Source organism: Lentzea sp. NPDC092896 (assembly GCF_044754905.1).
Classification (GTDB): Bacteria; Actinomycetota; Actinomycetes; order Mycobacteriales; family Pseudonocardiaceae; genus Lentzea.
Genome location: NZ_JBIVPX010000003.1, coordinates 973011 through 998920 on the forward strand (window position 1 = coordinate 973011; position 25910 = coordinate 998920).

The 25910-nt window shown below is 69.0% G+C and carries 29 protein-coding genes; 12 read left to right on the plus strand and 17 right to left on the minus strand.

Annotated features, from left to right (window positions below):
- The first annotated feature begins 3 nt into the window (after positions 1 to 3).
- From ACIQF0_RS20575 to ACIQF0_RS20610, 8 genes are all read left to right on the plus strand, one after another.
- Positions 4 to 1053 carry an ABC transporter permease gene (locus tag ACIQF0_RS20575; protein ID WP_401031354.1) on the plus strand — a complete coding sequence of 350 codons (1050 nt, stop codon included), beginning with the start codon at positions 4 to 6 and terminating at the stop codon, positions 1051 to 1053.
- Positions 1050 to 1820 (plus strand): ATP-binding cassette domain-containing protein, encoded by a 771-nt coding sequence (locus ACIQF0_RS20580; RefSeq protein WP_360041012.1) that lies wholly within the window; start codon positions 1050 to 1052, stop codon positions 1818 to 1820. Before ACIQF0_RS20575 ends, ACIQF0_RS20580 begins: the two co-directional genes overlap by 4 nt.
- Entirely contained in the window at positions 1817 to 2749 is a 933-nt protein-coding gene (iolC, locus tag ACIQF0_RS20585; protein WP_360041014.1) for a 5-dehydro-2-deoxygluconokinase, read from the plus strand. Before ACIQF0_RS20580 ends, iolC begins: the two co-directional genes overlap by 4 nt.
- Positions 2746 to 3651 (plus strand): aldolase, encoded by a 906-nt coding sequence (locus ACIQF0_RS20590; protein WP_319976660.1) that lies wholly within the window; start codon positions 2746 to 2748, stop codon positions 3649 to 3651. The genes iolC and ACIQF0_RS20590 overlap by 4 nt, the downstream gene beginning before the upstream one ends.
- On the plus strand, positions 3648 to 4535 hold the full coding sequence (iolB, locus tag ACIQF0_RS20595) for a 5-deoxy-glucuronate isomerase (RefSeq protein ID WP_360041018.1): 888 nt from the start codon (positions 3648 to 3650) through the stop codon (positions 4533 to 4535). Before ACIQF0_RS20590 ends, iolB begins: the two co-directional genes overlap by 4 nt.
- The gene (iolD, locus tag ACIQF0_RS20600; RefSeq protein ID WP_401031358.1) at positions 4532 to 6385 is read left to right on the plus strand and encodes a 3D-(3,5/4)-trihydroxycyclohexane-1,2-dione acylhydrolase (decyclizing); all 1854 of its coding nucleotides are present in this window, start codon (positions 4532 to 4534) and stop codon (positions 6383 to 6385) included. Before iolB ends, iolD begins: the two co-directional genes overlap by 4 nt.
- A 51-nt stretch (positions 6386 to 6436) precedes the next feature.
- Positions 6437 to 7231: a pentapeptide repeat-containing protein gene (locus tag ACIQF0_RS20605; RefSeq protein WP_360041024.1), complete on the plus strand. Its 795-nt coding sequence runs from the start codon at positions 6437 to 6439 to the stop codon at positions 7229 to 7231.
- 84 nt (positions 7232 to 7315) lie between these two features.
- Positions 7316 to 8311, plus strand: coding sequence for an NADH:flavin oxidoreductase/NADH oxidase (locus ACIQF0_RS20610; protein ID WP_401031360.1), 996 nt, complete (start codon positions 7316 to 7318; stop codon positions 8309 to 8311).
- 72 nt (positions 8312 to 8383) lie between these two features.
- Here ACIQF0_RS20610 and ACIQF0_RS20615 read toward each other — a convergent pair whose 3' ends face one another.
- Positions 8384 to 8575: a DUF3073 domain-containing protein gene (locus ACIQF0_RS20615; RefSeq protein WP_360041030.1), complete on the minus strand. Its 192-nt coding sequence runs from the start codon at positions 8573 to 8575 to the stop codon at positions 8384 to 8386.
- 173 nt (positions 8576 to 8748) lie between these two features.
- On the opposite strand from ACIQF0_RS20615, the gene ACIQF0_RS20620 reads away from it, so the two are divergent.
- Positions 8749 to 9609, plus strand: a complete 861-nt coding sequence (locus tag ACIQF0_RS20620) for a hypothetical protein (RefSeq protein ID WP_401031362.1) — start codon at positions 8749 to 8751, stop codon at positions 9607 to 9609.
- On the opposite strand, the gene ACIQF0_RS20625 is transcribed toward ACIQF0_RS20620, so the two are convergent.
- Genes ACIQF0_RS20625 through ACIQF0_RS20645 form a run of 5 tightly spaced genes read right to left on the minus strand, consistent with a single transcriptional unit; the run spans position 9552 to position 13697 of the window.
- A complete protein-coding gene (locus tag ACIQF0_RS20625) occupies positions 9552 to 10733 on the minus strand; it encodes an MFS transporter (protein WP_401031364.1) in 1182 nt (393 codons plus the stop codon). The genes ACIQF0_RS20620 and ACIQF0_RS20625 overlap by 58 nt on opposite strands.
- Before the next feature lie 43 nt (positions 10734 to 10776).
- On the minus strand, positions 10777 to 11346 hold the full coding sequence (locus ACIQF0_RS20630) for an aerial mycelium formation protein (RefSeq protein ID WP_093595856.1): 570 nt from the start codon (positions 11344 to 11346) through the stop codon (positions 10777 to 10779).
- Between the two features lie 60 nt (positions 11347 to 11406).
- Complete coding sequence (locus tag ACIQF0_RS20635; protein ID WP_360041042.1) at positions 11407 to 12231, minus strand: 3-keto-5-aminohexanoate cleavage protein; 825 nt, start codon at positions 12229 to 12231, stop codon at positions 11407 to 11409.
- Between the two features lie 18 nt (positions 12232 to 12249).
- A complete protein-coding gene (locus ACIQF0_RS20640) occupies positions 12250 to 13311 on the minus strand; it encodes a YgfZ/GcvT domain-containing protein (protein WP_401031367.1) in 1062 nt (353 codons plus the stop codon).
- Complete coding sequence (locus ACIQF0_RS20645; RefSeq protein ID WP_177320500.1) at positions 13308 to 13697, minus strand: transcriptional repressor; 390 nt, start codon at positions 13695 to 13697, stop codon at positions 13308 to 13310. The genes ACIQF0_RS20640 and ACIQF0_RS20645 overlap by 4 nt, the downstream gene beginning before the upstream one ends.
- Before the next feature lie 71 nt (positions 13698 to 13768).
- Between ACIQF0_RS20645 and ACIQF0_RS20650 the strand changes: the two genes are divergently transcribed.
- Positions 13769 to 14611 carry an aminodeoxychorismate lyase gene (locus ACIQF0_RS20650; RefSeq protein ID WP_401031369.1) on the plus strand — a complete coding sequence of 281 codons (843 nt, stop codon included), beginning with the start codon at positions 13769 to 13771 and terminating at the stop codon, positions 14609 to 14611.
- A gap of 10 nt (positions 14612 to 14621) precedes the next feature.
- On the opposite strand, the gene ACIQF0_RS20655 is transcribed toward ACIQF0_RS20650, so the two are convergent.
- The 11 genes from ACIQF0_RS20655 to ACIQF0_RS20705 form a co-directional block, all read right to left on the minus strand.
- Positions 14622 to 17156: a glycosyl hydrolase family 18 protein gene (locus tag ACIQF0_RS20655; RefSeq protein WP_401031371.1), complete on the minus strand. Its 2535-nt coding sequence runs from the start codon at positions 17154 to 17156 to the stop codon at positions 14622 to 14624.
- 84 nt (positions 17157 to 17240) lie between these two features.
- A complete protein-coding gene (locus ACIQF0_RS20660) occupies positions 17241 to 18104 on the minus strand; it encodes a biotin-dependent carboxyltransferase family protein (RefSeq protein WP_401031373.1) in 864 nt (287 codons plus the stop codon).
- Positions 18101 to 18688, minus strand: coding sequence for a 5-oxoprolinase subunit PxpB (gene pxpB, locus ACIQF0_RS20665; RefSeq protein WP_401031374.1), 588 nt, complete (start codon positions 18686 to 18688; stop codon positions 18101 to 18103). Before pxpB ends, ACIQF0_RS20660 begins: the two co-directional genes overlap by 4 nt.
- Positions 18689 to 18891: 203 nt before the next feature.
- Entirely contained in the window at positions 18892 to 19503 is a 612-nt protein-coding gene (locus ACIQF0_RS20670) for an FABP family protein (protein WP_330272083.1), read from the minus strand.
- A 764-nt stretch (positions 19504 to 20267) separates the two neighbouring features.
- Positions 20268 to 20567, minus strand: a complete 300-nt coding sequence (locus tag ACIQF0_RS20675) for a DUF1416 domain-containing protein (protein WP_319976674.1) — start codon at positions 20565 to 20567, stop codon at positions 20268 to 20270.
- Between the two features lie 4 nt (positions 20568 to 20571).
- Positions 20572 to 21417, minus strand: a complete 846-nt coding sequence (locus ACIQF0_RS20680; RefSeq protein ID WP_401031377.1) for a sulfurtransferase — start codon at positions 21415 to 21417, stop codon at positions 20572 to 20574.
- A gap of 38 nt (positions 21418 to 21455) precedes the next feature.
- On the minus strand, positions 21456 to 21893 hold the full coding sequence (locus ACIQF0_RS20685; protein WP_360045440.1) for a DUF4395 domain-containing protein: 438 nt from the start codon (positions 21891 to 21893) through the stop codon (positions 21456 to 21458).
- Positions 21894 to 21965: 72 nt separating this feature from the next.
- Positions 21966 to 22043, minus strand: a complete 78-nt coding sequence (locus ACIQF0_RS20690; RefSeq protein ID WP_360045477.1) for a putative leader peptide — start codon at positions 22041 to 22043, stop codon at positions 21966 to 21968.
- A gap of 79 nt (positions 22044 to 22122) precedes the next feature.
- A complete protein-coding gene (locus ACIQF0_RS20695) occupies positions 22123 to 22530 on the minus strand; it encodes a thioredoxin family protein (protein ID WP_401031380.1) in 408 nt (135 codons plus the stop codon).
- On the minus strand, positions 22527 to 23363 hold the full coding sequence (locus tag ACIQF0_RS20700) for a DUF2993 domain-containing protein (RefSeq protein ID WP_401031382.1): 837 nt from the start codon (positions 23361 to 23363) through the stop codon (positions 22527 to 22529). Before ACIQF0_RS20700 ends, ACIQF0_RS20695 begins: the two co-directional genes overlap by 4 nt.
- Positions 23360 to 24082, minus strand: a complete 723-nt coding sequence (locus ACIQF0_RS20705; RefSeq protein ID WP_401031383.1) for an alpha/beta hydrolase — start codon at positions 24080 to 24082, stop codon at positions 23360 to 23362. Before ACIQF0_RS20705 ends, ACIQF0_RS20700 begins: the two co-directional genes overlap by 4 nt.
- A 175-nt stretch (positions 24083 to 24257) precedes the next feature.
- Between ACIQF0_RS20705 and ACIQF0_RS20710 the strand changes: the two genes are divergently transcribed.
- Both ACIQF0_RS20710 and mshD read left to right on the plus strand, forming a co-directional pair.
- Positions 24258 to 25019: a response regulator transcription factor gene (locus tag ACIQF0_RS20710; RefSeq protein ID WP_319976680.1), complete on the plus strand. Its 762-nt coding sequence runs from the start codon at positions 24258 to 24260 to the stop codon at positions 25017 to 25019.
- Between the two features lie 10 nt (positions 25020 to 25029).
- Entirely contained in the window at positions 25030 to 25905 is an 876-nt protein-coding gene (gene mshD, locus ACIQF0_RS20715; RefSeq protein WP_396425145.1) for a mycothiol synthase, read from the plus strand.
- Positions 25906 to 25910: the final 5 nt, after the last annotated feature.

The window sequence follows — 25910 nt, forward strand, 5'->3', positions numbered from 1 at the left end:
GAGATGACCGTGACGGCCACAGCTCCACCGGCTGCAGACGAACGGCTGAGCAAACCCAGGGCGATCGATCAGCTGATCAAACGCCCGGAGATCGGCGCCATGCTCGGCGCACTGCTCGTGTTCCTGTTCTTCTCCGTGGTCACCGAGCAGTTCCTGAGCGTGGGTGGTGCGGCCACCTGGCTGGACGACGCCTCCATGCTCGGCATCATGGCGGTCGCGGTGGCGATGCTCATGATCGGCGGCGAGTTCGACCTGTCCGCCGGTGTCATGACCGCGTCCACCGCGCTCGTCACGGCTCTCCTCGCCACCCAGCTGGGACTCAACGTCTGGCTGGCGTTGCTGGTGTCGCTCGCCTTCGCACTGGCGGTGGGCGCGCTGAACGGCTGGCTCGTGATGCGCACGGGCCTGCCGAGCTTCATCGTGACGCTGGGCAGTTTCCTGGCGTTGCAGGGCCTCAACCTCGGCATCACGCGCCTGGTGACGGGCAGTGTGCAGGTGTCGGGCATGCGTGACGCCGTGGGCTACGAGTCGGCAGGATTCCTGTTCGCCTCGACGTTCCAGATCGGCGGGCAGGGCTTCTACGTGTCGATCATCTGGTGGGTCCTGTTCACCGTCATCGCCTCGACGGTGTTGGTGCGCACCAAGTTCGGCAACTGGATCTTCGCGATCGGTGGTGCCGCGCAGAGCTCGCGTGCGGTCGGTGTGCCGGTCGTGCGGTCGAAGATCCTGCTGTTCATGACGACGGCGTTCGCCGCGTGGCTCGTGGGCTCGATCAACATCCTGCGGTACGCGAGCGTGCAGGCGAACCAGGGCATCGGCCTCGAGTTCCAGTACATCATCGCGGCGGTGATCGGCGGGTGCCTGCTCACCGGTGGCTTCGGTTCCGCGGTGGGTGCGGCGATCGGCGCGCTGATCTTCGGCATGGCCCGGCAGGGCATCGTCTACGCCGGCTGGAACAGCGACTGGTTCCAGCTGTTCCTCGGCGTGATGCTGCTGGCCGCCGTGCTGGTGAACAACATGCTGCGCCGCCGAGCGGAAAGGGTCCGGCGATGACCGCACTCATCGAGACCGAGAACATCGGCAAGACCTACGGCAGCGTCATCGCGCTGAGCGATGTGTCCACTGTGGTCAACGCGGGTGAGGTCACCTGCGTGCTCGGCGACAACGGTGCCGGCAAGTCGACCCTGATCAAGATCCTGGCCGGTGTCCATCAGCACGACCAGGGCTCGTTCAGGGTCGAGGGCGAGGAGATCCGCTTCTCGTCGCCACGCGAGGCCCTGGACCACGGCATCGCGACCGTGTACCAGGATCTCGCGGTGGTGCCGCTGATGTCGGTGTGGCGCAACTTCTTCCTGGGCTCGGAGCCGACGACTCGCTTCGGCTTCCTGGACCGCAGGAAGGGCAAGGAGATCACCAAGAAGGCGTTGTCCGACATGGGCATCGACCTTCGCGACGTCGAGCAGCCGGTCGGCACGCTGTCGGGTGGCGAACGGCAGTGCGTCGCCATCGCCCGCGCCGTGCACTTCGGCGCCAAGGTGCTGATCCTCGACGAACCGACGGCCGCGCTGGGCGTGAAGCAGGCTGGAGTGGTGCTGAAGTACGTGGCCCAGGCACGTGATCGTGGCCTCGGCGTCGTGCTGATCACCCACAACCCGCACCACGCCTACCCGGTCGCCAACCGGTTCCTGCTGCTCAAGCGCGGTCGTGCGCTGGGCAGCTACGAGAAGGACGAGATCGACATCAACGAGCTGACGCGCCAGATGGCCGGCGGTGCCGAGCTGGAAGCGCTGGAGCACGAGCTGCGGGGTGCCGAGGCGTGACGTCTCTCGAAGTGCTGACCGTGGGCCGGGTCGGGGTGGATCTGTACCCGGAGCAGTCCGGCGTACCGCTGGCCCAGGTCAGCACGTTCGCCAAGTCGCTCGGCGGGACCGCGACCAACGTCGCGGTCGCCGCCGCGCGGCTCGGCCGTCGAGCCGGGGTGCTCACGAAGGTCGGTCCGGACGGCTTCGGCACCTACGTCCGCGAGGCGCTGGAAGGTTTCGGGGTGTCGTCGAAGTACGTCGGCACCTCGCCGGATCTCCTGACGCCGGTGGTGTTCTGCGAGCTCAACCCGCCCGCGGACCCGCCGCTGCTGTTCTACCGCCTGCCGACCGCGCCGGACATGACGATCGGCGAGGACGACGTGCCTTGGTCGCTCACGCGCGAAGTCCCGTTGTTGTGGGTCACCGGCACCGGCGTCTCCGCAGAGCCTTCTCGCACGTCCCAGCGGATGATGCTGGCGAACCGCGCGCGCAGCGGGCACACCGTGCTGGACCTGGACTACCGGCCGATGTTCTGGCCGGACGTCGAGACCGCGCGCGCCGAGATCGGCTGGATGCTCGACCACGTCACGGTCGCCGTGGGCAACCGGACCGAGTGCGAGATCGCGGTCGGCACGTCCGACCCCGATGAGGCCGCCGACCGGTTGCTGGCGCGCGGAATCTCGCTGGCACTGGTCAAGAAGGGCGCCGAGGGCGTTCTCGTTGCCACGCCGGAAGGCCGCTGGACGGTCGAGCCGAACCCGGTCGAGGTCGTCTGCGGGCTCGGCGCCGGTGACGCGTTCGGCGGCTCGGTCGTGCACGGCCTGCTGTCGGGCTGGGACCCGGTGAAGATCGCCCGCTACGCCAACGCGGCCGGCGCGATCGTCGCCTCCCGGCTGGCCTGCGCCGACGCGATGCCCGACCAGGAAGAGATCGAGGAACTGCTGTGATCACCGATGGCCAGTGGCGCGAACTGCTGTGGCGGCGGGCAGAGGACCCCGGCTCGATCAGGCGGGCCTACCAGGCGCGCAAGCGGCGCAACTCGTTGCTGAACGGCAAGTCCACGCTGTTCCTGGTCGCGGCGGACCACCCGGCCCGCGGTGCTCTCGGCGTCGGCGGCGACCCGATGGCGATGGCCGACCGGCGCTCGTTGCTGGCCCGGTTGCTGACGGCGCTGGCGAATCCCGACGTCGACGGCGTGCTCGGCACACCGGACGTGATCGAGGACCTCCTCCTGCTGGACGGCTTGAACGACCGCGTGGTCATCGGTTCGATGAACCGCGGCGGCCTCGCCGGTGCGGACTGGGAGATCGACGACAGGTTCACCGCGTACGACGCGTCGTCCATCGCGACGTTCGGGCTCGACGGCGGCAAGATGCTGCTGCGCCTGGTCGACTCGGACCCCGGCACGATCCCGACGCTGGAAGGCTGCGCGCGGGCCGTCACCGAACTCGCCGAGCACGGCCTGATGGCGATGGTCGAACCGCTGCCGTACAAGCGTGATCACAACGACAAACTGGTGCTGCAGAAGGATTCCGCGGCTCTGTCCCGCGCTTCGGCCGTTGCTGCCGGGCTGGGCTCGACCTCCGCCTACACCTGGCTGAAGCTGCCCGCGCCGGAAGAGCCGGAGATCGTGCTGGACACCACCGCGCTGCCCGCGCTGGTGCTCGGCGGTGTGCCGTCCGCGAACCCGCAGGACGACCTGGCGTCGTGGGGCCGATCGCTGGGCCACCCGACCGTGCGCGGCCTGGTCGTCGGCCGGGCGCTGCTCTACCCGCCGGACGGCGATGTCGCTTCCGCCGTTGCCGCCGCCGCCGAAATCCTCCGTACCGCGAAGGGAGTCACGGAATGACCTTGCACCGTCCACACGGGACGCTCTCGACCTCGACGGACGTCATCCACCTGACGCCGGAGGACGCGGACTGGACGTACACCGGTCTGCGCGTGCTGCGGATCGAGGCCGGCTGGGTGCGCACGATCGAGACCGGCGAGTTCGAGGCGTTCGTGCTGCCGCTGGCCGGGTCGCTGACGGTCGAGGTCGACGACGAGCGGTACGAGCTGCAGGGCCGTGAGTCGGTCTTCACCCGCGTCACGGACTTCGCCTACGTGCCGCGCGACGCCTCGGTCAAGCTGTCCTCTGTGGACGGCTGCGAGGTCGCGCTCCCGATGGCGCGCTGCGAGAACCGCCTGACGCCCAAGTACGGCCCGGCCGACGGCGTTCCGGTGGAGGTGCGCGGCTCCGGCAACGCGACCCGTCAGGTGACGAACTTCGGCACGCCGGGCGTGTGGGACCACGCGGACAAGCTCAACGCGTGCGAGCTGATCACCCCGGACGGCAACTGGTCCTCGTACCCGCCGCACAAGCACGACGAGTCCGAGCCGTGCGAGGTGAACAACGAGGAGATCTACTACTTCCGCATCGCCGACCGCGATCAGGTCACCCCGTCGCGCACCGGCTTCGGTTTCCACCGCACGTACACCGACGACGGCACGATCGACGAGGACGTGACCGTGCGGGACGGCGATGTCTTCCTGATCCCACGCGGCTACCACGGCCCGTGCGTCGCGGCGCCGGGATATCCCATGTACTACCTGAACGTCCTGGCCGGTCCCGGAGACGAGCGTTCGATGGCGTTCTGCGACGACCCGGCGCACACCTGGATCCGGGACAGCTGGGCGACGCAGGAACTCGATCCCCGTTGCCCGGTAACGACTGCCGAGGGGCGGGTCAAGTGAAGCTCACGACCGCGCAGGCACTGGTCCGCTGGATGCTGGCCCAGCGCACCGAACTCTTCGACGGCACGCAGGCACCGCTGTTCCCCGGCGTGTTCGCGATCTTCGGCCACGGCAACGTCCTCGGCCTCGGCAACGCCCTGGAGGAGGTCCGCGACCGCATCCCGGTGTGGCGCGGCCACAACGAGCAGGGCATGGCCCTCGCCGCCGTCGGCATCGGCAAGGCCACCCACCGCCGCCAGGTGGGCGTCGCCACGTCGTCGATCGGCCCCGGCGCCCTGAACATGATCACGGCCGCCGGCGTGGCCCACGCCAACCGCCTGCCTCTTCTGCTGCTGCCCGGCGACACCTTCACCGGCCGCGCGCCGGACCCCGTTCTCCAGCAGGTCGAGCACTTCCACGACCCGACGGCCACGGTCAACGACGCGTTCCGCGCGGTCAGCCGCTACTTCGACCGGATCACCCGCCCCGAACAGCTGCTCTCCACGTTGCCGCAGGTGGCGCGCGTCCTGACCGACCCGGCCGACTGCGGCCCGGTCACCCTGGCGCTGCCGCAGGACGTCCAGGCCGAGTCCTACGACTTCCCCGACGCGCTGTTCGCCCCCGTCGTCCACCGCCCGCTGCGTCAACGCCCCGACCTGCTGGCGCTGGCCGAGGCCGCGTCGGCGATCCGCCACGCCTCCCGCCCGCTGCTGGTCCTGGGTGGTGGCGTCCGCTACTCGGGCGCGGCGGGCCGGGCCCTGCGCTTCGCCGAACAGCACAACATCCCCGTCGCCGAGACCACGGCCGGCCGGACGCTGATCCCGCACGAGCACCCGCTGCACGCCGGTCCGCTCGGCATCACCGGCTCGACGTCGGCCAACGTCCTGGCGGGCGAGGCGGATCTGGTCATCGCCGTGGGCACCCGCCTGCAGGACTTCACCACCGCGTCCTGGACGGTCTTCTCGCCGGACGCCCACCTGCTCTCCCTGAACGCGGCCCGCTTCGACGCCGTGAAGCACGGCTCGTTCGCCCTGGTCGCCGACGCCGACGAGGGCCTGCGCGAACTCACCGACGTCCTGGGCGCGTGGCAGGCCCCGGCGGATTGGGCAGGCCGCGCCCAGACCGAACGCACGAAGTGGGACGCCCACATCACCTCTCTGCGCACGCCGTCCACCGCTCTCCCGACGTACGCCCAGGTGGTCGGCGTCGTGAACGACGTCAGCGAACCCACCGACTACGTCATGACGGCGTCCGGCGGCCTCCCCGGCGAACTGATCGGCGGCTGGCGCGCCACCGGCGAGTCCACAATGGACGTCGAGTACGGCTTCTCCTGCATGGGCTACGAACTTGCCGGTGCCTGGGGAGCCGCGATCGCGCACACCCAGGGCGTCGTCACGACCCTGCTCGGCGACGGTTCGTACCTGATGCTGAACTCCGAACTCTTCTCCGCGGCCTTCGCGGGCCACGGTTTCGTGGCCGTCGTCTGCGACAACGACGGCTACGCCGTGATCCACCGCCTGCAGACGGGCCAGGGCGGCGCGGGCTTCAACAACCTCTACGCCGACTGCACGACCGGCCACTCCGAACCCCCGCGCACCGACTTCGCCGCCCACGCCTCGGCGATGGGCTGCGCGGTCTTCCCAGTCGACTCGCTGGCCGACCTGGAAGGCGCTTACCGCAAGGCGCGCGAAGTGGCCGTCGCCGAGAAGCGGCCGGCCGTCGTCGTGATCCGCACGCACCCGTCGTCGTGGACGGAAGCCGGAGCCTGGTGGGAGGTCGGTGTGCCGGAGGTCTCACACCGGTCGGAGATCGCCCAGGCCCGCGAAGAAGTGCTGGAGGGCAAGTCCAAACAGGTCCGTTATTTGAGCTGAACTCCAACAGCGGATACCGCTCGGCGCGTGGCGTCACGAGGATGACTCTCCGTGAGCAAGCGGATGTTCAGGCTCGGCGCGTTCGCCCTGGTAGCACTCGGTGTCGTCCTGGTGGTGCCGCAGACCGCTCCACGATCGGCGTCGCTGCTGCTCCTCGGCGGGGTGCTGATCGTCGCGGGCGGTGCGCTGGGCTGGTACCAGGTCAGGGACGGCCAGGTCGTCGACCGGTACCGCCGCGCCGTCGAGCACCTCGGCAGTGACCAGGCCGAGGTCAGGCTCGGCGGGCTGCACGCGCTGGAACAGATCGCGCAGGACTCGGCGAAGAGCCGGCAGCTCGTGGACGACACGCTCGGGGACTTCCTGCGCGAGCGATCTCCCTGGACGGCCGCGGACCCGTCGGGCCTCGCCGTCAGGAGCCCGGACGTCGAGACGGCTCTGGTCATCCTCACCCGCAGGCCCGGCGCGCAGGTCGACCTGTCCCACGTCGATCTGCGCGGTGCCGACCTGGGCAAGCAGGTGCTCGCGGGAGCGGTGATCCGCCGGTCGAACCTCGCCGGCGCCCGGTTGGTCGGAACGTGCCTGGACAGCTCCGCCCTCGACGCCACGGACCTTCGTGACGCGGACCTGCGAGGGGCCTCCCTGCGCGAGGCGTCGCTGCGGGTCGCCTGCCTCGAAGGCGCCGACCTCCGCGCCGCCGACCTCACGGACGCGGACCTGCGCGGAGCCGACATGCGCGCGGTCAACCTGGACAAGGCCGTCCTGACCGGGGCCAGGGTCAACCGCGGGACGCTGTGGCCGCCCGACTTCACCCCGGCCCGTGTCTCTGCGTCGCTGTTCAGTGACTGAGATGGCTCACATCCGGGAACAACACGCCGACCCCCGTCCCTTGAACGGTTCGTAGCCCTACGAACCGTTCTGAGGGAGCTTCCCGTGAGCTTGCTGTTCTCCCCGCTGACCCTGCGCTCGGTCACCCTGCCCAACCGCATCGCGGTCAGCCCGATGTGCCAGTACTCGGTGACGAAGGAGGACGGCGTGCCGACCGAATGGCACCTCGTCCACCTGGGCTCCCGCGCAGTCGGCGGCGCCGGGCTGGTCATCGCCGAGGCCACCGCCGTCGAGCCGCGCGGCCGGATCTCGCCGCAGGACGTCGGCATCTGGAACGACGAGCAGGTCGAGGCCTGGAAGCGGGTCACCGCGTTCATCAAGGAGCACGGCTCGGTGCCGGGCATCCAGCTCGCGCACGCCGGCCGCAAGGCGATCGGCGACTGGGTGCCGGTGGCGCCCACGACAGAGCCGTTCCCCGGCGGTAACACGCCGGAGAAGCTCGACAACCACACTGGGATCGTGAAGGCCTTCGTCGACGGCGCGCTCAGGGCGATCGAGGCCGGCTTCGAGGTCCTGGAGATCCACGCCGCCCACGGCTACCTGCTGCACGAGTTCTACTCGCCGCTGACGAACGAGGGCAGCATCGAGGAACGCATCGCCCCGGCCGTCGAGGTCACGGCTGCGGTGCGTGCGGCGGTCGGCCCGGAGGTGCCGGTGATCGTGAGGATCAGCGGCTCCGACTGGGTCGACAACGGCTGGACCGCCGACGACAGCGTCGTGCTGGCACAGGCGCTCAAGGCCGCGGGTGCGGACCTGATCGACGTGTCCAGCGGTGGCAACACCGCGCAGGCGGACATCCCGATCGGGCCCGGCTACCAGGTGCCGCTCGCCGAAGCGGTGCGACGCAAGGCAGACGTGCCCACGGGTGCGGTCGGCCTGATCACCGAGGCGAAGCAGGCCGAACAGATTCTGACGGACGGTTCCGCCGACCTGGTCCTGCTCGCGCGCGAACTGCTCCGCGACCCGTACTGGCCGCTGCACGCGGCACAGCAGCTGGGTGTGGAGGTCAGGGCGCCGAAGCAGTACGCCAGGGCGTTCTGAAAGAGCCCTCAGAGTTCAAGGGCTGGGTGCCGGCGAACCGGACACCCAACCCTTGAACTCCGAAGGCTGAATTCAGCGACGGTAATCGTCGTAGTCGTCGTACGGGTCGTCATGTGGTGGCTCATCGCCACCACCGCTCCCGTTCGGCGACCTTTCATCAGTCGACAGCTCGCGCTGCAACGCAGCGAAGTCGGTCTCATGAGAGCTGTATTTGAGCTCCCTGGCGACCTTCGTCTGCTTGGCCTTAGCTCGGCCGCGCCCCATGGCTCGACCCCCTCGCACAGGGACGGGGGCGGCCGGGGGAACGGCGGCCCCACTCGTCTCGACAACTGATTCCTGGTAACTACCGTACCGTGCCGATGGGGTTCCTCGCGACGCGGTAGGCGTGACACGTACCGCCAAATCTCGTGGCCCCCCTCGCGTGGAAGGATGCACACGTGCCCAGACCGTTCGTCGCCTACCTACGGGTGTACGAACCGTTATCGGTATTGGACGCACCGCTAGCTTCCAAGGTCGAAAAAGCCCTGGAAGCGGGCCCTGTCCCCCGGTCGGAGGTAGGTGACCGGGAACGGGAGCTGTGGTTGCGATCACAGTTGGGACAAAAGCTCCTCCCGGGCGAGTCCTTCGACGTGATGACGATCAGTCCGGCCGAGGTTCCGACCTCCGAAGCGGCCCGCGTCGGCCCTGGACCGCTCGTGTGCCCCCTTGATCTCCGGGCGAGGTCCGCCGCCGCTCTGGTGGGCTTCCTGGCCACCGCGCCGCCGATCCTGCAGGACGCGGCCCTCAACCTCTCGCCGGAGACGGTCCGGGCGCGCGCGTCCTCCGTGATGGCCGAACTCTCCGCCGGCGCGGTCCACGTGATCTCCACGACCTGGACGGTCCCGCTGCCCTGGTTCGCCCTCGTCGACCCCGCCCAGCGCCGCGTGGTGCTGGCCAGCGCCCAGGACGACCCGGAACGGCAGGTGTCGTGGCGGGTGGCCATGGCCGATGCCAGGCGACGGGTCGCGCGGGCGCTCAAGGTCGTGAAGGGCTCGCTGGGCGAGGACGGGCCCGCCAAGATCCTCTCCGACACCGGCCGCTGGCTGGAGCACTTCCACCCGCACTCGGCCGTCGAGCTCGACTACGGCGGCCTCGTGCAGCTGCTCGAGGACAAGGACCTGCTGGAGGACACCTCTGCGGCCGACGTGAACGCCATCGTGGACGCCCTCGAAGCGGACGACGCCGAGGAGGTCGCGTTGCGCTACGAGACGCTGCGCGAGTTCTGGGGCGAGCTGGCCCGCAGGGAACGCCACGGCTGAATCAGCACCCGCGCGACCACGGCTGCCACCGCTGCCAGCAGCATCGCCGCAGGCCACGCCACGTGCACCGCGACGAAGCTCGCGACGAACGGGGTCACCGCCGCGCTCAGGTAGTTCGCCGAGTTCTGCATGGCGATCGCGGTGGCGCTGCGGCCCTCCGGGGCGAGCTCGCCTGCCTCGGTGACCGCCAGCCCGTTCCAGCACAGCGCGAACAGGCTGGTCGGGACGAGGACCGCGATCAGCAACGGCAACGGCGCCTGGTCGAGTGCCGCGACCAGCACGAACCCGCCCGCGGTGACCACCGAGATGATCTTCAGCGGCCCGATCCGGCTGCGCGCCCGGTCCGACCAGACGCCGACGGCCAGCCGTCCCGCCCCGCCGAGCAGCTGGGCGACGGCGAAGACGGCGGCGGCCGCCGTCACGCTCATGCCGCGGTGGCCGTGCAGCAGGGGCACGAGCAGGGCCGTGGCGGTGAACTGGGGCACGACCAGCAGTCCGCTGGCGAGCGACAGCCGCAGCAGCTTCGGGTCCTTGAGCACCAACCCGTGCTCGGTGCTCGCCCGGATCGCTCCAGGTGGTTCCCTGACCAGCAGGAACACCGCCAGCGCCACGAAGGCCGTCGAGCCGGCGAGCACGACGAACGCCGTGGGAATCCCGGCCGAGATCGCGATCCCCGGCAGGACGGCCGCGGTGAGGGCCGCGCCGAGCGGGGTCGCCGTCTGCCGGACACCCATGGCGAGGCCGCGTGACTCCCGGCTGAACCAGGACATCACCGCCCGGCCGCTGGCCGCGTTGACGCTGGCCCCGAACAGCCCGGCGCCGAGCAGCGCGAGACCGGCGATCCAGGCGTTGCCCAGTGCGACGGAGAGCAGACACACGGCGGCGCCCACGCCACCGATGGTCATCACGAGGCGTTCGCCACGGCGGTCCGCGACGACGCCCCACGGCACGAGAGCGATCATCGTGCCGAGGTTGACCGCACCGAGAAGTAGCCCGACCTGGGGCAACGTCAGTGAGAAGTGCTGCTGGAGCTGAGGACTGATCGCGGGCAGGCCGAGGAACACGGCCGCGTTCGTGCCCTGCGCCAACGCCCCGACAGACAGCACGACCCAGCGGTACCCCATGAGGGCACGCTAGGTCGGCTGCTCAGAAAGTGGAACGCTCGTCTTACCTCTTGGGACGGTGGTGTCCGCGCTCGGCTGCCAGCAGCTCGTCCACCGAGGCACTCCCGCGCTGGTAGCGCGCGGCGATCTCGGCGTTGAGCCGGTCCACGACCACCTGCACCTCGCGCCGGCGCACCGACACGGACGCCTCTTCCGAGATGAGCGTCTCCAGCACGTCGCCGAGGCGATCGTCGGCCAGCGAGCTCACGTCGGACAGGTCCACGTCGGAGATGAGCGCCTCGACGTGCCGTTGATGCGCATCAGCACGTGACGGTTCATGGGTCTGATAACGACCCAGACCGGTCGCGGGCCCCACGGCGTTCGTGGAGAGGATCGTGGCCAGCTGCTCGACCACGGCCGAGCCGCCGGAGCTGCGGCGTTCTTGCTCCGCACGCACGATGTCGATGCGCGCGTGCAACAGCCGTCGCAGGTAGGACAGATCTGTCTCTTCCTGCGCGGCCTCGTCGCGGAGTTCGCGCACCTCGACGAGCGGGCGCTGCTCGACGCCCTCCGTGTAGTCGGGGGCGAGCACCCGGTCGATTCGGCGGCGCCCGCCAGGACGCACCTCGATCACGTGTCCATCCTGCGGTAGATCCTCCTCACCCGCCAACACATCCCATGCACCAAACTTGTCTCAAATGTGCACGCCCAGCAGCTTTCGCGCCTCATCAGGTGTCAAAGCGGGTCGCTGGGCGATCTTGGAGAGACCTGCGGCACGTGCCACGAGCTGTGCGTTGTCCCGCACCGGCACCCCCCGCGAGTAGCTGATGGTGTCCTCCATACCCACTCGGAGGTGGCCACCCGCACCCAAAGCGGTGAACATCACGGGCAGGGTCGTCCTGCCGATCCCGGTGGCGGAGAACGTCGCCCCGTCCGGCAGCGCGTTGACGGCCGCGACCAGCGTGGCCGCGTCACCGGGCATACCGCCGGGCACGCCCATCACGAAGTCGACGTGCACGTGGCCGCCCGCCGGCAGACCGTGCTGGTCCAGCAGGCGCTTCAGCGACGCGAGCTGCCCGATGTCGAAGATCTCGTACTCCGGGACGATCGAGCGCTCCTGCATGCCCTTGTGCAGGGAGACGATGAACTCCCAGCGGTTCATGAACACGTCGTCACCGAAGTTGACGGTGCCCATCGTGCAGGACGCCGAGTCCGGCATCGCCTCCAGCACGCGCAGCCGGTCCGACTCGGGGTCGTGCACCGACCCGCCGGTGGAGAGCTGCACGACGAGGTTCGTTTCGGACCGCAACGCCTCGACGGTGGCCTTCAGACGACCGAGGTCCAGCGACGGCTTCGCGTCCTCGCCACGGATGTGGACGTGGATCATCGCCGCGCCGACCTGTTCGCACGTCTGCGCCGTCGAGACCAGCTCTTCCAGGGTCACCGGAAGCTGCGGGACGTCGGCTTTCGCGTGCTCCGCTCCGGTGGGAGCGACAGTGATCAGCGTGCCCAGGGACATGTACCGGACTTTAGGGGCTCACGCCCTCAAGTTGCGAACAGCTTCCCGGCCCAGTCCGGGCGTGTCCGCGGGCACGGAGTCGGGGTCGATTCGTGCCGGAACCTCCCGTTCGGGGGCCCCGGTGACGAGTTCGGCGTCCACCGGTACAGACCGCTTGACCAGCGCCAACGCGATCGCGCCGAGTTCGTGGTGCAGTGTCACGGTGCCCACCCGGCCGACCACGCGCCCGTCCAGCGTCACCGGGTCACCGGTCTCCGGCTGGGCGTCGGCAGAACCATCCAGGTGGAGTAGGAGCATTCGCCTGGGCGGGCGTCCCACGTTGTGGACCTTCGCGACGGTCTCCTGGCCGCGGTAGCACCCCTTGCTCAGGTGCACGGCGGGGTCGATCAGGCCGACCTCGTGCGGGATCGTGCGCTCGTCGGTGTCGACGCCCTGGCGGGCCCGCAGCGACTCGACCCGCAGCGCCTCGAACGCGTAGCTGCCGGCCGGGCGTGCGCCCGCGTCCGTGATGCGCTGCCACCAGTCCGCGCGCTCGGCACGCGGGACCAGCAGGTCGACCGCGTTCTGGCCGGGCCACGACGTCCTGCGCACGAAGCCCTCGCCGAGCGCGTCCACGTCCGCCGGCACCGGGATGCCGAGCTTCTCCAGGACCGCGGGCGTGTCCGGGCCGACGAGCGTCAGCAGCGCGAACTCCCCGGTGGCGTCACGCGGCTCCACCTTGGACCAGAAGACCATCTTCTTCAGGTACGCCAGCAGGTCGTCGACCTTCTCGACGTCGAGGAACACCGTGCCGCCGACGTTCGCGACGACCATGTGGTGCTCGAGGCGGCCCTGGGCGTCGAGGATCAGCGCCTCGGTGCCCGCGCCCTCGCCCAGCTGCTCGAAGTGCTGGCTCGTCAGCTGGTGCAGCCACGTGAGCCGGTCCTCGCCGGGGATCGCGATCACACCGCGGTTCGAGCGGTCCACGACCACCACGGAACGGGCGGCCGATCGTTGCTCGGCGAACGGGTCTCCGTAGTGCCAGGCCACGCCGGCATCCGTGGAATCGTCGGGCGGCGGGACGGCTCCTGGGAGGGTCACTCGGTCTCCTGCTCCTGCGTCAAACAGTCGCGGCAAGTGCCGGACAGCGCGAGATGGCTTGCATCAAGTTCGAACCCGTCGCGCTCCCGCAATGTTCCGACCAGGGGGTCGAGAAGCTCACACGGGATTTCCTGGATCGAGCCGCAGACGTGGCACACCAGGTGAACGTGCTGGTGGTCGTCGACCGAGTAGCTCGGCGCGCCGTGACCCAGGTGCGTGTGCCGCACCAGCCCGAGCCGGTCGAGCAGGTCGAGCGTGCGGTAGATCGTCGTGATGTTGACCGTCGGCGCCGTCTCCTGGACGCGCTGACAGATCTGCTCCGGCGTCGCGTGTTCGAGCGACCTGACCGCGTCCAGCACGAGCTGACGCTGCGGCGTCATCCTCATGCCGCGGTCGTGCAGGGTTTTGCGCAGCCCTCTTGCGGTCTCCACATCACTGATGTTAGTAGGCTCGTTCCATGCGCGTGCTGGCACTGCTCGACGGAACCCTCGCTGACCCCGACTCGCCGCAGATCCGCGTCGAGGATCTCGGACTCATGCGCGGTGACGGTGTGTTCGAAACGATCCTCGTGGTCGACGGGAAGCCCCGCGAACTCACGCCCCACCTCGACCGGCTCGACCGGTCCGCGGTCATGCTCGACATGGCGCCGCCTCCCCGTGCGGAGTTCGAGCGCGCGGTCGAGCTCGTCATCGGCAACTGGGCCGGTGGCAAGGAGTTCGCCCTCAAGCTCGTCTACACCCGCGGCGTCGAGGGCGGCGACGGCACGCCCACCGGTTTCGCACTCGGCATGGAGATCGGCGCGAAGGTGCTCAAGCAGCGCGCCGAGGGCCTGTCCGCGGTGACGCTGGACCGCGGCATCGACGCGGACCTCGCCGAGCGCGCGCCGTGGCTGCTGCTGGGCGCGAAGACGTTGTCGTACGCGATCAACATGGCCGCGCTGCGCGAGGCCGAGCGCCGCGGTGCTGCCGAGGTCGTCTTCACCACGTCGGACGGCTCGGTGCTCGAAGGCCCGACCTCGACGCTGATCCTGGTGCGCGGCAAGACCCTGGTCACGCCGCCGTCGAAGCTCGGCATCCTGCCCGGCACCACGCAGTACGCGTTGTTCCGCGCCGCCGAGCGCGCCGGCTGGACCGTGCTCGTGGAGCCGATCCAGACCGGCGAGCTCTACGACGCCGAGGGCGTGTTCCTCGCGTCCAGCGTCCGCAAGATCACGCGGGTCAACGTGCTGGACGGCAAGCAGCTGCCCGACTCGGCGGCCCTGCTGACCGAGCTGCAGGGCCTGTACGAGTCCGAGTACTGAGTTACCTGAGTTACCTGAGTCCGGCGTCGACCGCGGCCATCAACGGGCCGCGGTCACCCGACATCTCCCAGAACATCGCGCCCAGCAGGTTCTTCGACTTGAGCCACGCGGTCTTCTTCTGGATCGACCAGGCGTCGTCGAAGGTCCACCACTGGTTGCCGGTGTAGCAGGACGTCGCCACCGCCACCTCGTCGTGGAAGACGGTGCAGTTCGGCACGGACGCGACGAGGTTGGCGTACCCGCGGGTGCCCGACTCCTCCGGGAACTGGCCCGGTGCCGCGCCTCCTGCTGTCTGCCACTCACCGTTCTTGCCGCCGTTGACCACGTTCTGCCAGCCGCGGCCGTAGAACGCGAGCCCGAGCGTGATCTTGCGCGACGGCACCCCGGCGTCGAGGTAGGCCTGCACGGTGCTCTCCACGCTGAACTTGGTCGTGTAGGGGTCGTCCGGGTCCGGGTAGAGGTTGCCCTGGTGGCCGGTCCGGTTGGGCTCCCACGAGTTGTCGCTGCCGGAGCCGTGGAAGTCGTAGCCCTGGACGTTGAAGATGTCCATCGACTGCGCGACCCGCCCGAGCTCCCAGCCCGCCGCGATCTTGCCGGGGTCGGCCGGGGTGAACGCCGTGAGCTGGTAGCGCTTGCCCGTGGTGGTGCTGTACGCGTCCATCTGCCGGCGGAACTCCTCGATCAACAGGGTGTTGTTGACCTTGTCCTGCGGGCCGAAGTGGTTGCCCGCGTGGCCTTCCGCGCCCGGCCACTCCCAGTCGAGGTCGAAGCCGTCGAAGATGCCCGCGGCGGTGCCGGCACCGCCGGCGCCGTTGTACACGGGCAGGTTTCCCTTGAGGTAGACGTCGATGCACGACGTCACGAACTTCTTGCGCGCCGCGTCCGTCGCCGCGACGTCGGAGAAGTACTTGGAGTACGTCCAACCGCCGAGCGAGATCAGCACCTTGAGGTTCGGGTGCTTCACCTTGAGCTTCTTGAGCTGGTTGTAGTTGCCGCGCAACGGTTCCCAGCCGCTGTCCGCGACACCGTCCACGGACTGCGACGCGCTCATCGGCCTGCTGTAGTCGGCTTCCGCGTCACCCGCGCCGTCACCCTGGTTCGGGTCCTGCGGGTTCGGGCTCGTGCCCTTCGTGACGCCGTGCAGACACGTCAGGTTGACCGGGTCGATGTTGCCGAACGCGTAGTTGACGTGCGTCATCTTCGCGGCGTCCATGTCCTTCACGAAGTACTGGCGTCCGTAGATGCCCCACTGCACGAAGTACCCGACACGGGCGTAGCCGCCGACGATGTCACCAGTGCGCTCGTTCAGCGCGTTGCTCGCCGCGGACACGTTGTCGTAGAGGTCCCGTGCCTTGACCGTGAAGGTGTAGTTCGTGGACGGCGAGAGGCCACTGACTGTGGCCGTGGTGCCGGAGACCGTCGTCTTCACGGTCGAGCCCACGTAGACGTCGTAGTTCGCGATGCCGCTGTTGTCCGTGGAGGCGTTCCACGCCAGCGTGACGCTGCCAGCGTCCTTCGCCGTCGAACGCAGGTTGCCCGGCGCGGTCGGAGGCGTGGTGTCGCTGGCGGGGTTGTTGGTGGTGACGCTCAGCGCGGCGCTGGGGGCGCTCTGCGTTCCCTTGGTGTCCTTGGCCCGCACCGTGAAGGAGTACGCGGTGTTCGGGGTCAGGCCGGTGATGATCGTGGACGTCGTGGTGGAGCTGCCGGCCATCGTGGAGCCGTTGTAGACGTCGTAACCGGCGATCGGCAGTGAACCCGGCGTGGAGGCGTTCCACTGCAACGTCACCGTGCGCGTGGTCTTCGTCGGTGCGGCGAGGCCCGTTGGCGTGCTTGGCGGAGTGTCCGCGCTGCCGTCGCAGTTGGCGTTGTTGATCCGGCACGTCACCAGGTCGACGTTCTGGCTGATCGAGAACGCCGGGCTGTACGGCTCCGTGCTCGCGCCGGCGTTGATGGTCTTGTTGTAGTGCGCAGGGGTGATCGTGACCGCGTTGCCGTTCTGGGCGACCGTGCCGTTCTGGCCGTTGCTCACGGTCACGCCGTTGGGCAGCGTGAAGGAGATCGACCAGTCGGTGACCGCGGCGGCGGAGTGGTTGCGGACGACGAACTTCGCCGCGCCACCGGCCACCGAGTACTCGGCGGTCAGCCCGGTCGGCGCCGGTGGTGCGGTGCCACTGCCGTCGCACGCCATGTTGTTGATCGTGCAGGCGGTCGGGTCTGCCGCGGCGCTCAGCGTGAACGTCGGGCTGTACGGCTCGGTGTTGCGTCCGGCGGGAAGGTTGTTGATGTAGAAGGCCGGAGTGAGCGTCACTCTCGTGCCGTTCTGGGTGATCGTGGCGTTCTGGGGACTGCTTGCCGTGACACCGGCGGGCAGGTCGAACTTGACCGACCACCCGTTGAGCGCGGTCGTGCTCGCGTTGGCGACCACGAACTTGCCGGTCGTACCGGTGCGGGAGAAGGTCGCGGTGATGCCCGTGGCGGCGTTGGCAGGGACCGCCAGAGCTAACAGTGCTATCAGAACTGCGAGGAGGGCAGGGATCCGGCGCATGCGGAACTCCAGTTTGGTAGAGATTCCGCGGCGGCTGGGAGTTACGGTATTTGGTCTGGACCACTTCCGTCAACGGCGTGATCCTCAGCCGATCGGCCGGAACCTGACCTTCGTGCCCGGCCGCGCCTGCCCGAGGAAACGCAGGTAATCGTTGTCCACCACGCCGATGACGGGGTAGCCGCCGGTCGTCGGATGGTCGTTGAGGAAGACCACGGGCTGCCCGTCCGGCGGCACCTGAACCGCTCCGGTGATCATTCCCTCGCTGGGAATCTCCCCGTCACGACGATTCAGTGCCGTGCCTTGGAGTCGCGCGCCGACGCGGTTGCTGCGATCCGACACCGTCCAGGACCCTTGCCGCAGCTGGGTTTCCGCCTGGTCGAACCAGTCGTCGCGCGGCCCGAGCCGGATCGGGATGACCAACGTTTGCAGCGCCCGGACCGGTGGCACGACATCTGCACCATTGGGCAGGTCGGGTGTCCCAAGATGCAGGACGTCCTTGTCCTGCAACGGGTCTGGACCGATTCCGGAGAGCAGGTCGGTGGAGCGGCTGCCGAGTTCTTCCGGTACCTCGATGCCGCCGGAGATCGCCAGATAGCTGCGCAGGCCGGTCTGCGGGGTGCCGATCTCCAGCGTTTGGCCGGGGTTGAGGTGGATCGGCTGGTGGGAGTCGGCGAGTCGGCCGTCGACCGTGAGTTCGGTGGACGGGCCGGTGACGGCGATCGTGCAGCTCGAGTTCGCCCGGAGCGCGAGGCCGCCGAGCAGGAGTTCCAGTCCGGCCGCGTCCTCGAGGTTGCCGACGAGGCGGTTGGCGAGCTTGAGCGAGTCCTGGTCCAGGGCGCCGGACGGGGGGACGCCCAGGTGCGCGTTGCCCGGCCTGCCCAGGTCCTGGATCAGGGCCTGAGGGCCGGTTCGGATGATTGTGACGCTGCGGTTCGTGGTGCCGTTCATGCGACCACGAACCTGACCTGGTCGCCCGGCTGCAGCAGTGCGGGGGTCTCGGCCTTGGCGTCGAACAGGGTGATCTCGGTGCGGCCGATCAGTCGCCAGCCGCCCGGTGTCGGCCGCGGATAGGCGGCGGTGAACTCGCCCGCGATGCCGACCGAGCCCTGCGGGACCTTCGTGCGCGGGGAGTCGAGCCTGGGCTGCTGGAGGTTCTGCGGGAGGCCGGTGAGGTAGGCGAAGCCCGGTGCGAAGCCGCAGAACGCGACCTCGAAGATGGCCTCGGTGTGGAGCTTGACCACTTCGTCCGGGGTGATGCCTGCTGTCTCGGCGACGAGGTCGAGGTCCGGGCCGTCGTAGCTGACCGGGATGGTGATCTCGCGCGGGTGCGTCGCGGGGGCCTTGGTCAGGTCGATGGTCTTCAACGCGTCCCTGACCTGGTTCAGCGCGCCCTTGACCAGCACTGTTCGCGCGGCCGGGACGAGCTCCTCGATGCCGTCGAGTCGTGCGAGGGCGGCGCGGACGGCCGCGACCTCGCTCAGTGAGTCGACCTCGACCAGGAGCGCGTCGGTTCCGCAGCGCCGCAGAAGCATGCACCCATGCTACGGGGAATCGTGGGATTGTTGAACAATCCGACACGCGAATCGTTCAACAATCCGGCGATCCGGTAGCGCGGCGATCCGGTAGCGCGGCGATCCGGCAGCGCGGCGATCCGGCAGCGCGGCGATCCGGTAGCGCGGCGATCCGGTAGCGCGGCGGTGCGGCGGTGTGGCGACCGGATCGTTCAGCGAGCCAGTCAGCCGACGATGCGCTTGAGGTGCGCCGACGCGTGCGGCTGCATCTCCTGGCCCATCATGGCGCGCTCCTCGACGTACGCGAGGTCGCCGTTCACCACGCCGTACAGCCGCTGCGCGCCCTTGACCTCCTTGGCCGTGGCGGAGCGGATGATCGCGTCCGTCTCGAACTCCCAGGACGTCTGCGTGCGCACCTTGCCGTAGTACAGCTCGACGATGCCCGTGTTGTGCGTCAGCAGGAGCTCGATCGTGTCGTCTTCCTGCGGACGCCAGAAACCCTGTTCGCGGGCTGCCGGGCGGATGACCTCGCCTGCCTCGTTGAGCAGCCACGACCGGGCCTCGTAGACGAGGAACGGACGGCCGTCGTGGGCGAAGGTGATCTGCTGGCCGAAGCGGAACGGGCCGTCGATCGTCGGGTAGACGATCTCGCCCTCGCCTCGCCAGACGCCCACGAGCGGGAGCACGCCCAGGAGAGCGTCGTTGAGGTCAGCGCCTTCTCTCAGGTTCGCCGTGTCCGCCGGGATCGGCATGTCGGTGAACTGGGGGAGGTTGCGCTGCTTCGTGGCCGCCGCACGTTCCTCGGCCAGGCGGATGGCCTCGTCGCCGCTGGTCATCGCTGGTCGGAGTAGAGGCGGTAGACGACGTAGCCGGCGAACCACATTACGGCGATCGTCACTAGCACCAGGAGTCCGGTGAAGATGTGTTCCACGGTGGAGAGGATATCTCCCTGGTTGGGACGTGCAGGGTTGTGGTGGTGGAGGACACCGGGGGCTCGCCTTCGGCGTGCGCGTCGGGTCCGTGGGTCGTCCCCCTGGTGCGTTGGCGGGTGTGCGTTGCGAGTTCGTAGGTGGTTGGGTTGCGAGGGGGACGTGGCGGCTGATTCCTGGGGCTCCGCCCCAGACCCCGCCAATCTGATCAAAAGCCGGGGTCCACGCCATACGCGGGTTGATGGCACGCCTGTTGCTTTGGGCGGAGTTGCGTTGCGTAGAGGGTTGCGTTGGTGGGGTGGCTTCGTCACGAGCCGTGCCAAGAGCGGGCCACATCAGAGGATGGGTGTCAAACGGACGAAAAGCGTGTCCGTTTGACACCCATCCTCTGATGCAGCAAGAGCTGTGGCACGACTCGTGACGAAGCCACCCCACCCGGACCGCACGGTAAGGACGGCTCGCCTTCGGCATCGCGTATGAGTGGGCGGTGGGTGCTTGCCGTGACCGGCGGGAGTGTCAGACCTGCTCTGTACGTTGGGTCGCGGGGGACGCTGAATCCAAGGGGACCCCTGCGCGAGCCTGCCCGGGACCGCGGGCCTGCCCGAGACGTGGAAGGCCCCGGCGGTGCGAAACCGCCGGGGCCCTCGCCCTACCAACCAGGTCTTGCGGGTCTAGGCGACCGCGATCTCCACCGCGTGCACGCCCGGACCGGAGGCCGACACCGCGGCCTGGCCGTTGCCGGTGCGGTGCAGGGCTCGGACGGTCCAGCTGCCCGGTGCCGCGAAGAAGCGGAAGTCGCCCTCCGGGGAGGTGACCACCTCCGCCGTGAACTCGCCCGTCGAGTCGAGCAGGCGGACGAAGGCGCCGCCTACCGGGGTGCCGTCGGCGAGGACCTTGCCCTCCAGGACGGTTTCCGTCGTCGACGCGTCGATCGTGCCGCCCTGAGCAGGGGCGCCGCAGCCGTTGGTCATGAGATCAGGCCTCCTTGCCGGAACCGAGCTCGATCGGCACGCCGATCAGCGAGCCGTACTCCGTCCAAGAACCGTCGTAGTTCTTGACGTCTTCGTGGCCGAGCAGCTCGCGCAGGGCGAACCAGGTGTGCGAGGAGCGCTCGCCGATGCGGCAGTACGCGATGGTCTTGCGGCTGCCGTCGAAGCCCGCTTCGGCGTAGAGCTCGCGGAGTTCGTCGTCGGACTTGAAGGTGCCGTCCTCGTTGGCCGCCTTGGACCACGGGACGTTCACCGCGGACGGGATGTGGCCGCCGCGCTGGGCCTGCTCCTGCGGGAGGTGGGCCGGGGCGAGCAGCTTGCCGGAGAACTCGTCGGGGGAGCGCACGTCGACGAGGTTCTTGTTGCCGATCGAGTCGACGACCTCGTCGCGGAAGGCGCGGATCGAGAGGTCCTGCTCCTGGGCGGAGTACGAGGTCGTGGAACGGGTGACCTCCTCTTTGTCCAGGGGGCGGCCGTCGAGTTCCCACTTCTTGCGGCCGCCGTCGAGGAGCTTGACGTTGGTGTGGCCGTAGAGCTTGAAGTACCAGTACGCGTAGGCCGCGAACCAGTTGTTGTTGCCGCCGTAGAGGACGACGGTGTCGTCGTTGGAGATGCCCTTGGCCGAGAGCAGCTTCTCGAAGCCCTCGCGGTCGACGAAGTCGCGGCGGACCGGGTCCTGGAGGTCGTTCTTCCAGTCGATCTTCACGGCTCCGGGGATGTGTCCGCCGTCGTACGCGGTGGTGTCCTCGTCGACCTCCGCGAACACGACGCCCGGCGCCTGGAGGTTTTCCTCGGACCAGGCGGCCGAGACCAGCACGTTCTCACGGCTCATGGGAAGTTGCTCCTGTGTTTTAGTGCGTGTGCTTGTCGTTATTGCGGACGTGCGAGGGCGGGTGCGTACCGGCGCAGCACCAGGTACATCTCGCACCCGAGGCACAGGCCCAGCGCCGCGTTGAGCAGTGCCGCGACCAGTGCGAAGCCGGTTGCGACCATGCCGAGCGTGGTGAGGCCCGTGGCGTAACCGAGGGTGCCGATCAGAGCGAAGACGAAGCCGACGCCTTGCGCGAACCGCAGCGGGGCGGCTTCCTCGCGTTCGGTGGTCGGGGTCAGACGCGGTTGGATCGCGTAGCGGTAGACGTGACCCCACGGGTTCAACTTCAGCGAGATGAACGCGCACATCGCGAAGAGCACCGTCTGCGCGGCGAGGAGACGCCACCAGCCGGTGAGCAACACGATCGCGAGGATGACGGTCGTCATCCAGGCGGAGAAGCGCGGTCCGCGCGGGTCAACAGGGCGGTCTTTGGGCACGACGACCTCCGGGCAAACGGACGAGGGGATTCAGTCCGGCAGAGGTAGCTGATGGGCGTCAAGCAGCCCAGTTCAGCTCGTCGTGCGACACAGGCTGCTGCGCGTGCGGCACAGGTCAACCGCGCGTCGCTTCGTGAGCAGCAAGGTCATGCCAGCGAGGGTAGCCCTCAATCCCTCGGTGCGGGAGGTATGTCCATCTGGTGGAACAACGCAGGTTCACCCGACCGGATTAGGGCAAATGCGGGCGCAGGGCCTCGATCAACGAGTCGCGTTTCGGCACTCCGCCGACTCGCAGAACCTCGGTTCCGTCGGCCCTCAGAGCCAACGTCGTCGGGGTGCGCATGACGCCGAGTCTGGTGGCGACGTCCGGGAGGTTCGTGACGTCGAGCTCGGCGTGCGTGAGGCCGTCCGTGCGGTCGGCGAGGTCGCGCAGGATCACCTTCGCGTGCCGGCACGGCGCGCAGAACGTGGTGGAGAGCTGGACCAGCGTCACCCCCGGCGCGAGCAGGTCGCGCACGGGGGCGGGCAGGTCGATCGAAGCTTCGCGACGAGAGATGCGGCCCTCGCGGACCTTGAGCAGCACACCGATCGCGCCGGCCACGGCCAGCGCGCCCAGGAGCGCCCACACACCAGTCATCGTTGGACCAACGGTACATCCGCGATCGTGCCGCTGAGCTTGAACGAACCGCTCTCCACCTCGACGGCGGTCGGCGTGGCGTTGAACGGCAGCGTGCCGGGGTCGATCTTGATCGCAAGCGCTTGGCGCAGCTGCGGGATGATCTGCTTGAGCGAGGCGTCGTCCAGCTCGATGTCATCGATGTTGATCTGGATGGCACCGCTGACCAGCGCGATCTGGCCGTACGCGGTGAGCGTGATGACCTTGCCGGCGACGTTGGTCTGGCCGGAGAGCTTGATCGCGGCCGTGGTCTTGGGCGCCTTCGGGTCGGCCGGCGTCTGGGTGGCGGCGGCGCGGTTGTCGGGCTCGATCGAGAGCTTGTCGAACGGCGTCACCTGGTTCGCGAGCCGGTTCAGGTCCGGCGCCTTGATCCGGACGCTGCCCTCGACGGTGTCGATGGTCGCCTTGGAGACGTTGCCCGCGAGCAGGTCGGCCAGCTCGACGCGGGTGTGCCGCAGGTCGGCGCCGATGTCGAGGTCGCGCAGGTCGACGCCCTGCTGCTCGTCCTTGATCGGCACGCCGTACGCGTCGATCCGGACGTGCGTGTAGTCGCCGCGGATCGCCTGCAGGATGAACGGGAACCCGTTGATGCGCACCGACGGGTCCTCGTTGAGCTGCAGCTTCTCCCGCATCCGCTGGGCGATCTGGTACTCACCGGCCGCCGCGAGCGCGAAGTCGGCCGCGACGAGCAGCACGCCCAGCACGATCACCGCGATGATGAGGAACTTCCCGCGCCGCGACTTCTTCTTCGGCTTGGCGCGCGCCGGGTTCTGGCCGGAATACCCTGCAGTCATTCCTCGTCCTCGATCTTGGCGACGATCCATGCCGCCATCCGGTCTACCAGGTCTGGAGTCGCGGCCGATTCGGCGTGCCGCATGCCGGGCTCGATCCACAACTCGGCATGTCCTGAGGACGCGCGGTGCAGCGACCTGGCGTGGTCCACGGAGAAATAGTGGTCCAGGTCACCGTGCACGATCAGCAGTGGGGTGGGCGTGATCCGCCCGACCACCTCCAGCGGACTCTCCGGCGGTTGTACCCAGCTACCGCCGAGCCGAACCCCGAGCGCCCGCGCCGCCAGCTTGCCGTGCGGCTGCTCCAGCAACCAGTGCACCCGGCGCATGGGAGCGGTTTCGCGCGACCACCACCGGGCCGGTCCGCTGACGGAGACGACGGCGTCCGGACGGGTCTCCCCCAGCACCGCGTGCCGCAGCACGATCGAGGCGCCCATCGAGAACCCGACCGTGGCGATCTTCGAGTAACCGAGTTCGCGGGCCTTGAGAACGGCCGCCTCGATGTCGTGGATCTCGTCCGCGCCGACCGTGGAACGCCCTTCCGAACGTCCGTGGCCGCGGAAGTCGAACGCGACCACGCCGGCTTTCCTGGCCATCCGGGCAAGCACGCGGGCGACGTACGGCCGGCGCACGTTGTTCGTGAATCCGTGTCCCACAACGAAAGCGAGGTCGCTCTCACTCTTGTGGTGGACGCCGTGCAGGCGCACTCCGTCATGTGACATGGATGTAACAGGCATGACGCTTGTGGAAACAAGTGTGAGCACGGCTTCTTGACCTGGGACTTTCTCGGGGTGCACCGGTATTGTCTCCGTCATCCGCAGGCAACGGGGCCCGGTCACCGTACGCCGCTGGTCTGGTCCAGGTGACCGACCACGGCCGATTTGGAGGGCGCCGCGAATGAGCATCGACGTGCTTCTGCTGACGACAGACCCCGACCCGGAGGCCGTGCTTCCGGCGCTGGCTCTGCTTCCCCACGCCGTACGCCCCTTGCGTCCAGAGGTCTCCGCGCTCCTCGAGGCCGGACCGCACGACATCGTGCTGATCGACGCTCGCACGGACCTGGTCGGCGCGCGCTCGCTGTGCCGCCTGCTCGACTCGTCCGGTGTGGACGTGCCCGTGGTGGCCGTGGTCACCGAGGGCGGTCTGGTCGCGGTCAACTCCGACTGGTCGGTCGACGAGATCCTGCTGCCGAACTCCGGTCCCGCCGAGGTCGACGCCCGCCTGCGGCTGGTCCGCTCGCGCCGCGGCACGACCCAGCCCGGTGGCGACGGCGCGATCCAGCTCGGCGACCTCGTGATCGACGAGGCCACCTACACCGCGCGCCTCAAGGGCCGCCCGCTCGACCTCACCTACAAGGAGTTCGAGCTGCTCAAGTACCTCGCGCAGCACGCGGGCCGGGTCTTCACCCGCGCGCAGCTGCTGCAGGAGGTCTGGGGCTACGACTTCTTCGGCGGCACCCGCACGGTCGACGTCCACGTGCGACGGCTGCGCGCCAAGCTCGGCCCCGAGCACGAGGCGCTCATCGGCACGGTCCGCAACGTGGGCTACAAGTTCGTCCGCCCGCCGCGTCCCGGATCGTCCCGCCGCCCGTCCGACCTCGCCGAGGTGGAGATCGACGACTCCGCCCGCGTCCTGGATGAGCGTTTGATCGCGCGGTAGGTTCGCCTGTGTGGCGCAACTGAGCTGGTTCGAGGAGCTGACGGCCGACCAGGCCGCCGAGGTGACGGGGTTGCTGGAGGCTGCCCAGGGCACCGATGGCGTGGCCCCGGTCGGCGAGGCCGTGCGACTGCGGATGCGCCCCGGCGCGACAGGCAGCAGGCACCTGCTCGCACACCTGAACGGCGAACTCGCCGGGTACGCGCACGTCGACCTGGTCGGTGACTCCGGCGGCAACAAGGTCGCCGAGCTCGCCGTGCACCCGAAGTACCGCCATCAGGGCGTGGGCGAGGCACTGGTGAAAGCGCTCCCGCAGGAGTCGCTGCGGATCTGGGCGCACGGCGGCCACCCGGACGCCGAGAAGCTCGCGGAGAAGCTCGGTTTCCGCAAGGTGCGCGAGCTGCTGCGGATGCGGCTGCGCGTCGAGAACGACCTGCCGGAGCCGTCGGTGCCCGAGGGCATCACCATCCGGCCGTTCGTGCCGGGCCAGGACGAGGCCGCGGTCGTCTACGTGAACCACCGCGCGTTCGACTGGCACCCCGAGCAGGGCGCGATGTCCATCGAGGACGTTCGTGCGAAAGAAGAAGAGGCCTGGTTCGACCCGGAGGGCTTCCTGCTCGCGTTCGACGCCGACGACGAGTTGGCGGGCTTCCACTGGACCAAGGTGCACACGCCCGAGCTCGGCGAGGTCTACGTCGTGGGCGTCGACCCCGACCGCCAGGGCGGCGGGCTGGGCAAGGTGCTGACCCTGGCCGGCCTGCGTCACCTGCGCGAACAGGGCGTCAAGGAAGTCATGCTCTACGTCGAGTCGGACAACACCGCGGCGGTCCGCGTGTACACGAAGCTCGGATTCACCCTTTGGGACGCCGACGTCCAGTACGCCCGGTAGTCAAC

Excerpts from the sequence above, each read along its gene's own strand:
- ACIQF0_RS20575 (WP_401031354.1), top strand. The coding sequence starts at position 4 with ATGACCGTGACGGCCACAGCTCCACCGGCTGCAGACGAACGGCTGAGC.
- ACIQF0_RS20580 (WP_360041012.1), top strand. The coding sequence starts at position 1,050 with ATGACCGCACTCATCGAGACCGAGAACATCGGCAAGACCTACGGCAGC.
- iolB (WP_360041018.1), top strand. The coding sequence starts at position 3,648 with ATGACCTTGCACCGTCCACACGGGACGCTCTCGACCTCGACGGACGTC.
- ACIQF0_RS20615 (WP_360041030.1), bottom strand. The coding sequence starts at position 8,575 with ATGGGGCGCGGCCGAGCTAAGGCCAAGCAGACGAAGGTCGCCAGGGAG.
- ACIQF0_RS20625 (WP_401031364.1), bottom strand. The coding sequence starts at position 10,733 with ATGGGGTACCGCTGGGTCGTGCTGTCTGTCGGGGCGTTGGCGCAGGGC.
- ACIQF0_RS20635 (WP_360041042.1), bottom strand. The coding sequence starts at position 12,231 with ATGTCCCTGGGCACGCTGATCACTGTCGCTCCCACCGGAGCGGAGCAC.
- ACIQF0_RS20645 (WP_177320500.1), bottom strand. The coding sequence starts at position 13,697 with ATGAGGATGACGCCGCAGCGTCAGCTCGTGCTGGACGCGGTCAGGTCG.
- ACIQF0_RS20650 (WP_401031369.1), top strand. The coding sequence starts at position 13,769 with ATGCGCGTGCTGGCACTGCTCGACGGAACCCTCGCTGACCCCGACTCG.
- ACIQF0_RS20655 (WP_401031371.1), bottom strand. The coding sequence starts at position 17,156 with ATGCGCCGGATCCCTGCCCTCCTCGCAGTTCTGATAGCACTGTTAGCT.
- ACIQF0_RS20660 (WP_401031373.1), bottom strand. The coding sequence starts at position 18,104 with ATGAACGGCACCACGAACCGCAGCGTCACAATCATCCGAACCGGCCCT.
- pxpB (WP_401031374.1), bottom strand. The coding sequence starts at position 18,688 with ATGCTTCTGCGGCGCTGCGGAACCGACGCGCTCCTGGTCGAGGTCGAC.
- ACIQF0_RS20670 (WP_330272083.1), bottom strand. The coding sequence starts at position 19,503 with ATGACCAGCGGCGACGAGGCCATCCGCCTGGCCGAGGAACGTGCGGCG.
- ACIQF0_RS20675 (WP_319976674.1), bottom strand. The coding sequence starts at position 20,567 with ATGACCAACGGCTGCGGCGCCCCTGCTCAGGGCGGCACGATCGACGCG.
- ACIQF0_RS20680 (WP_401031377.1), bottom strand. The coding sequence starts at position 21,417 with ATGAGCCGTGAGAACGTGCTGGTCTCGGCCGCCTGGTCCGAGGAAAAC.
- ACIQF0_RS20690 (WP_360045477.1), bottom strand. The coding sequence starts at position 22,043 with ATGACCTTGCTGCTCACGAAGCGACGCGCGGTTGACCTGTGCCGCACG.
- ACIQF0_RS20695 (WP_401031380.1), bottom strand. The coding sequence starts at position 22,530 with ATGACTGGTGTGTGGGCGCTCCTGGGCGCGCTGGCCGTGGCCGGCGCG.
- ACIQF0_RS20700 (WP_401031382.1), bottom strand. The coding sequence starts at position 23,363 with ATGACTGCAGGGTATTCCGGCCAGAACCCGGCGCGCGCCAAGCCGAAG.
- ACIQF0_RS20705 (WP_401031383.1), bottom strand. The coding sequence starts at position 24,082 with ATGTCACATGACGGAGTGCGCCTGCACGGCGTCCACCACAAGAGTGAG.
- ACIQF0_RS20710 (WP_319976680.1), top strand. The coding sequence starts at position 24,258 with ATGAGCATCGACGTGCTTCTGCTGACGACAGACCCCGACCCGGAGGCC.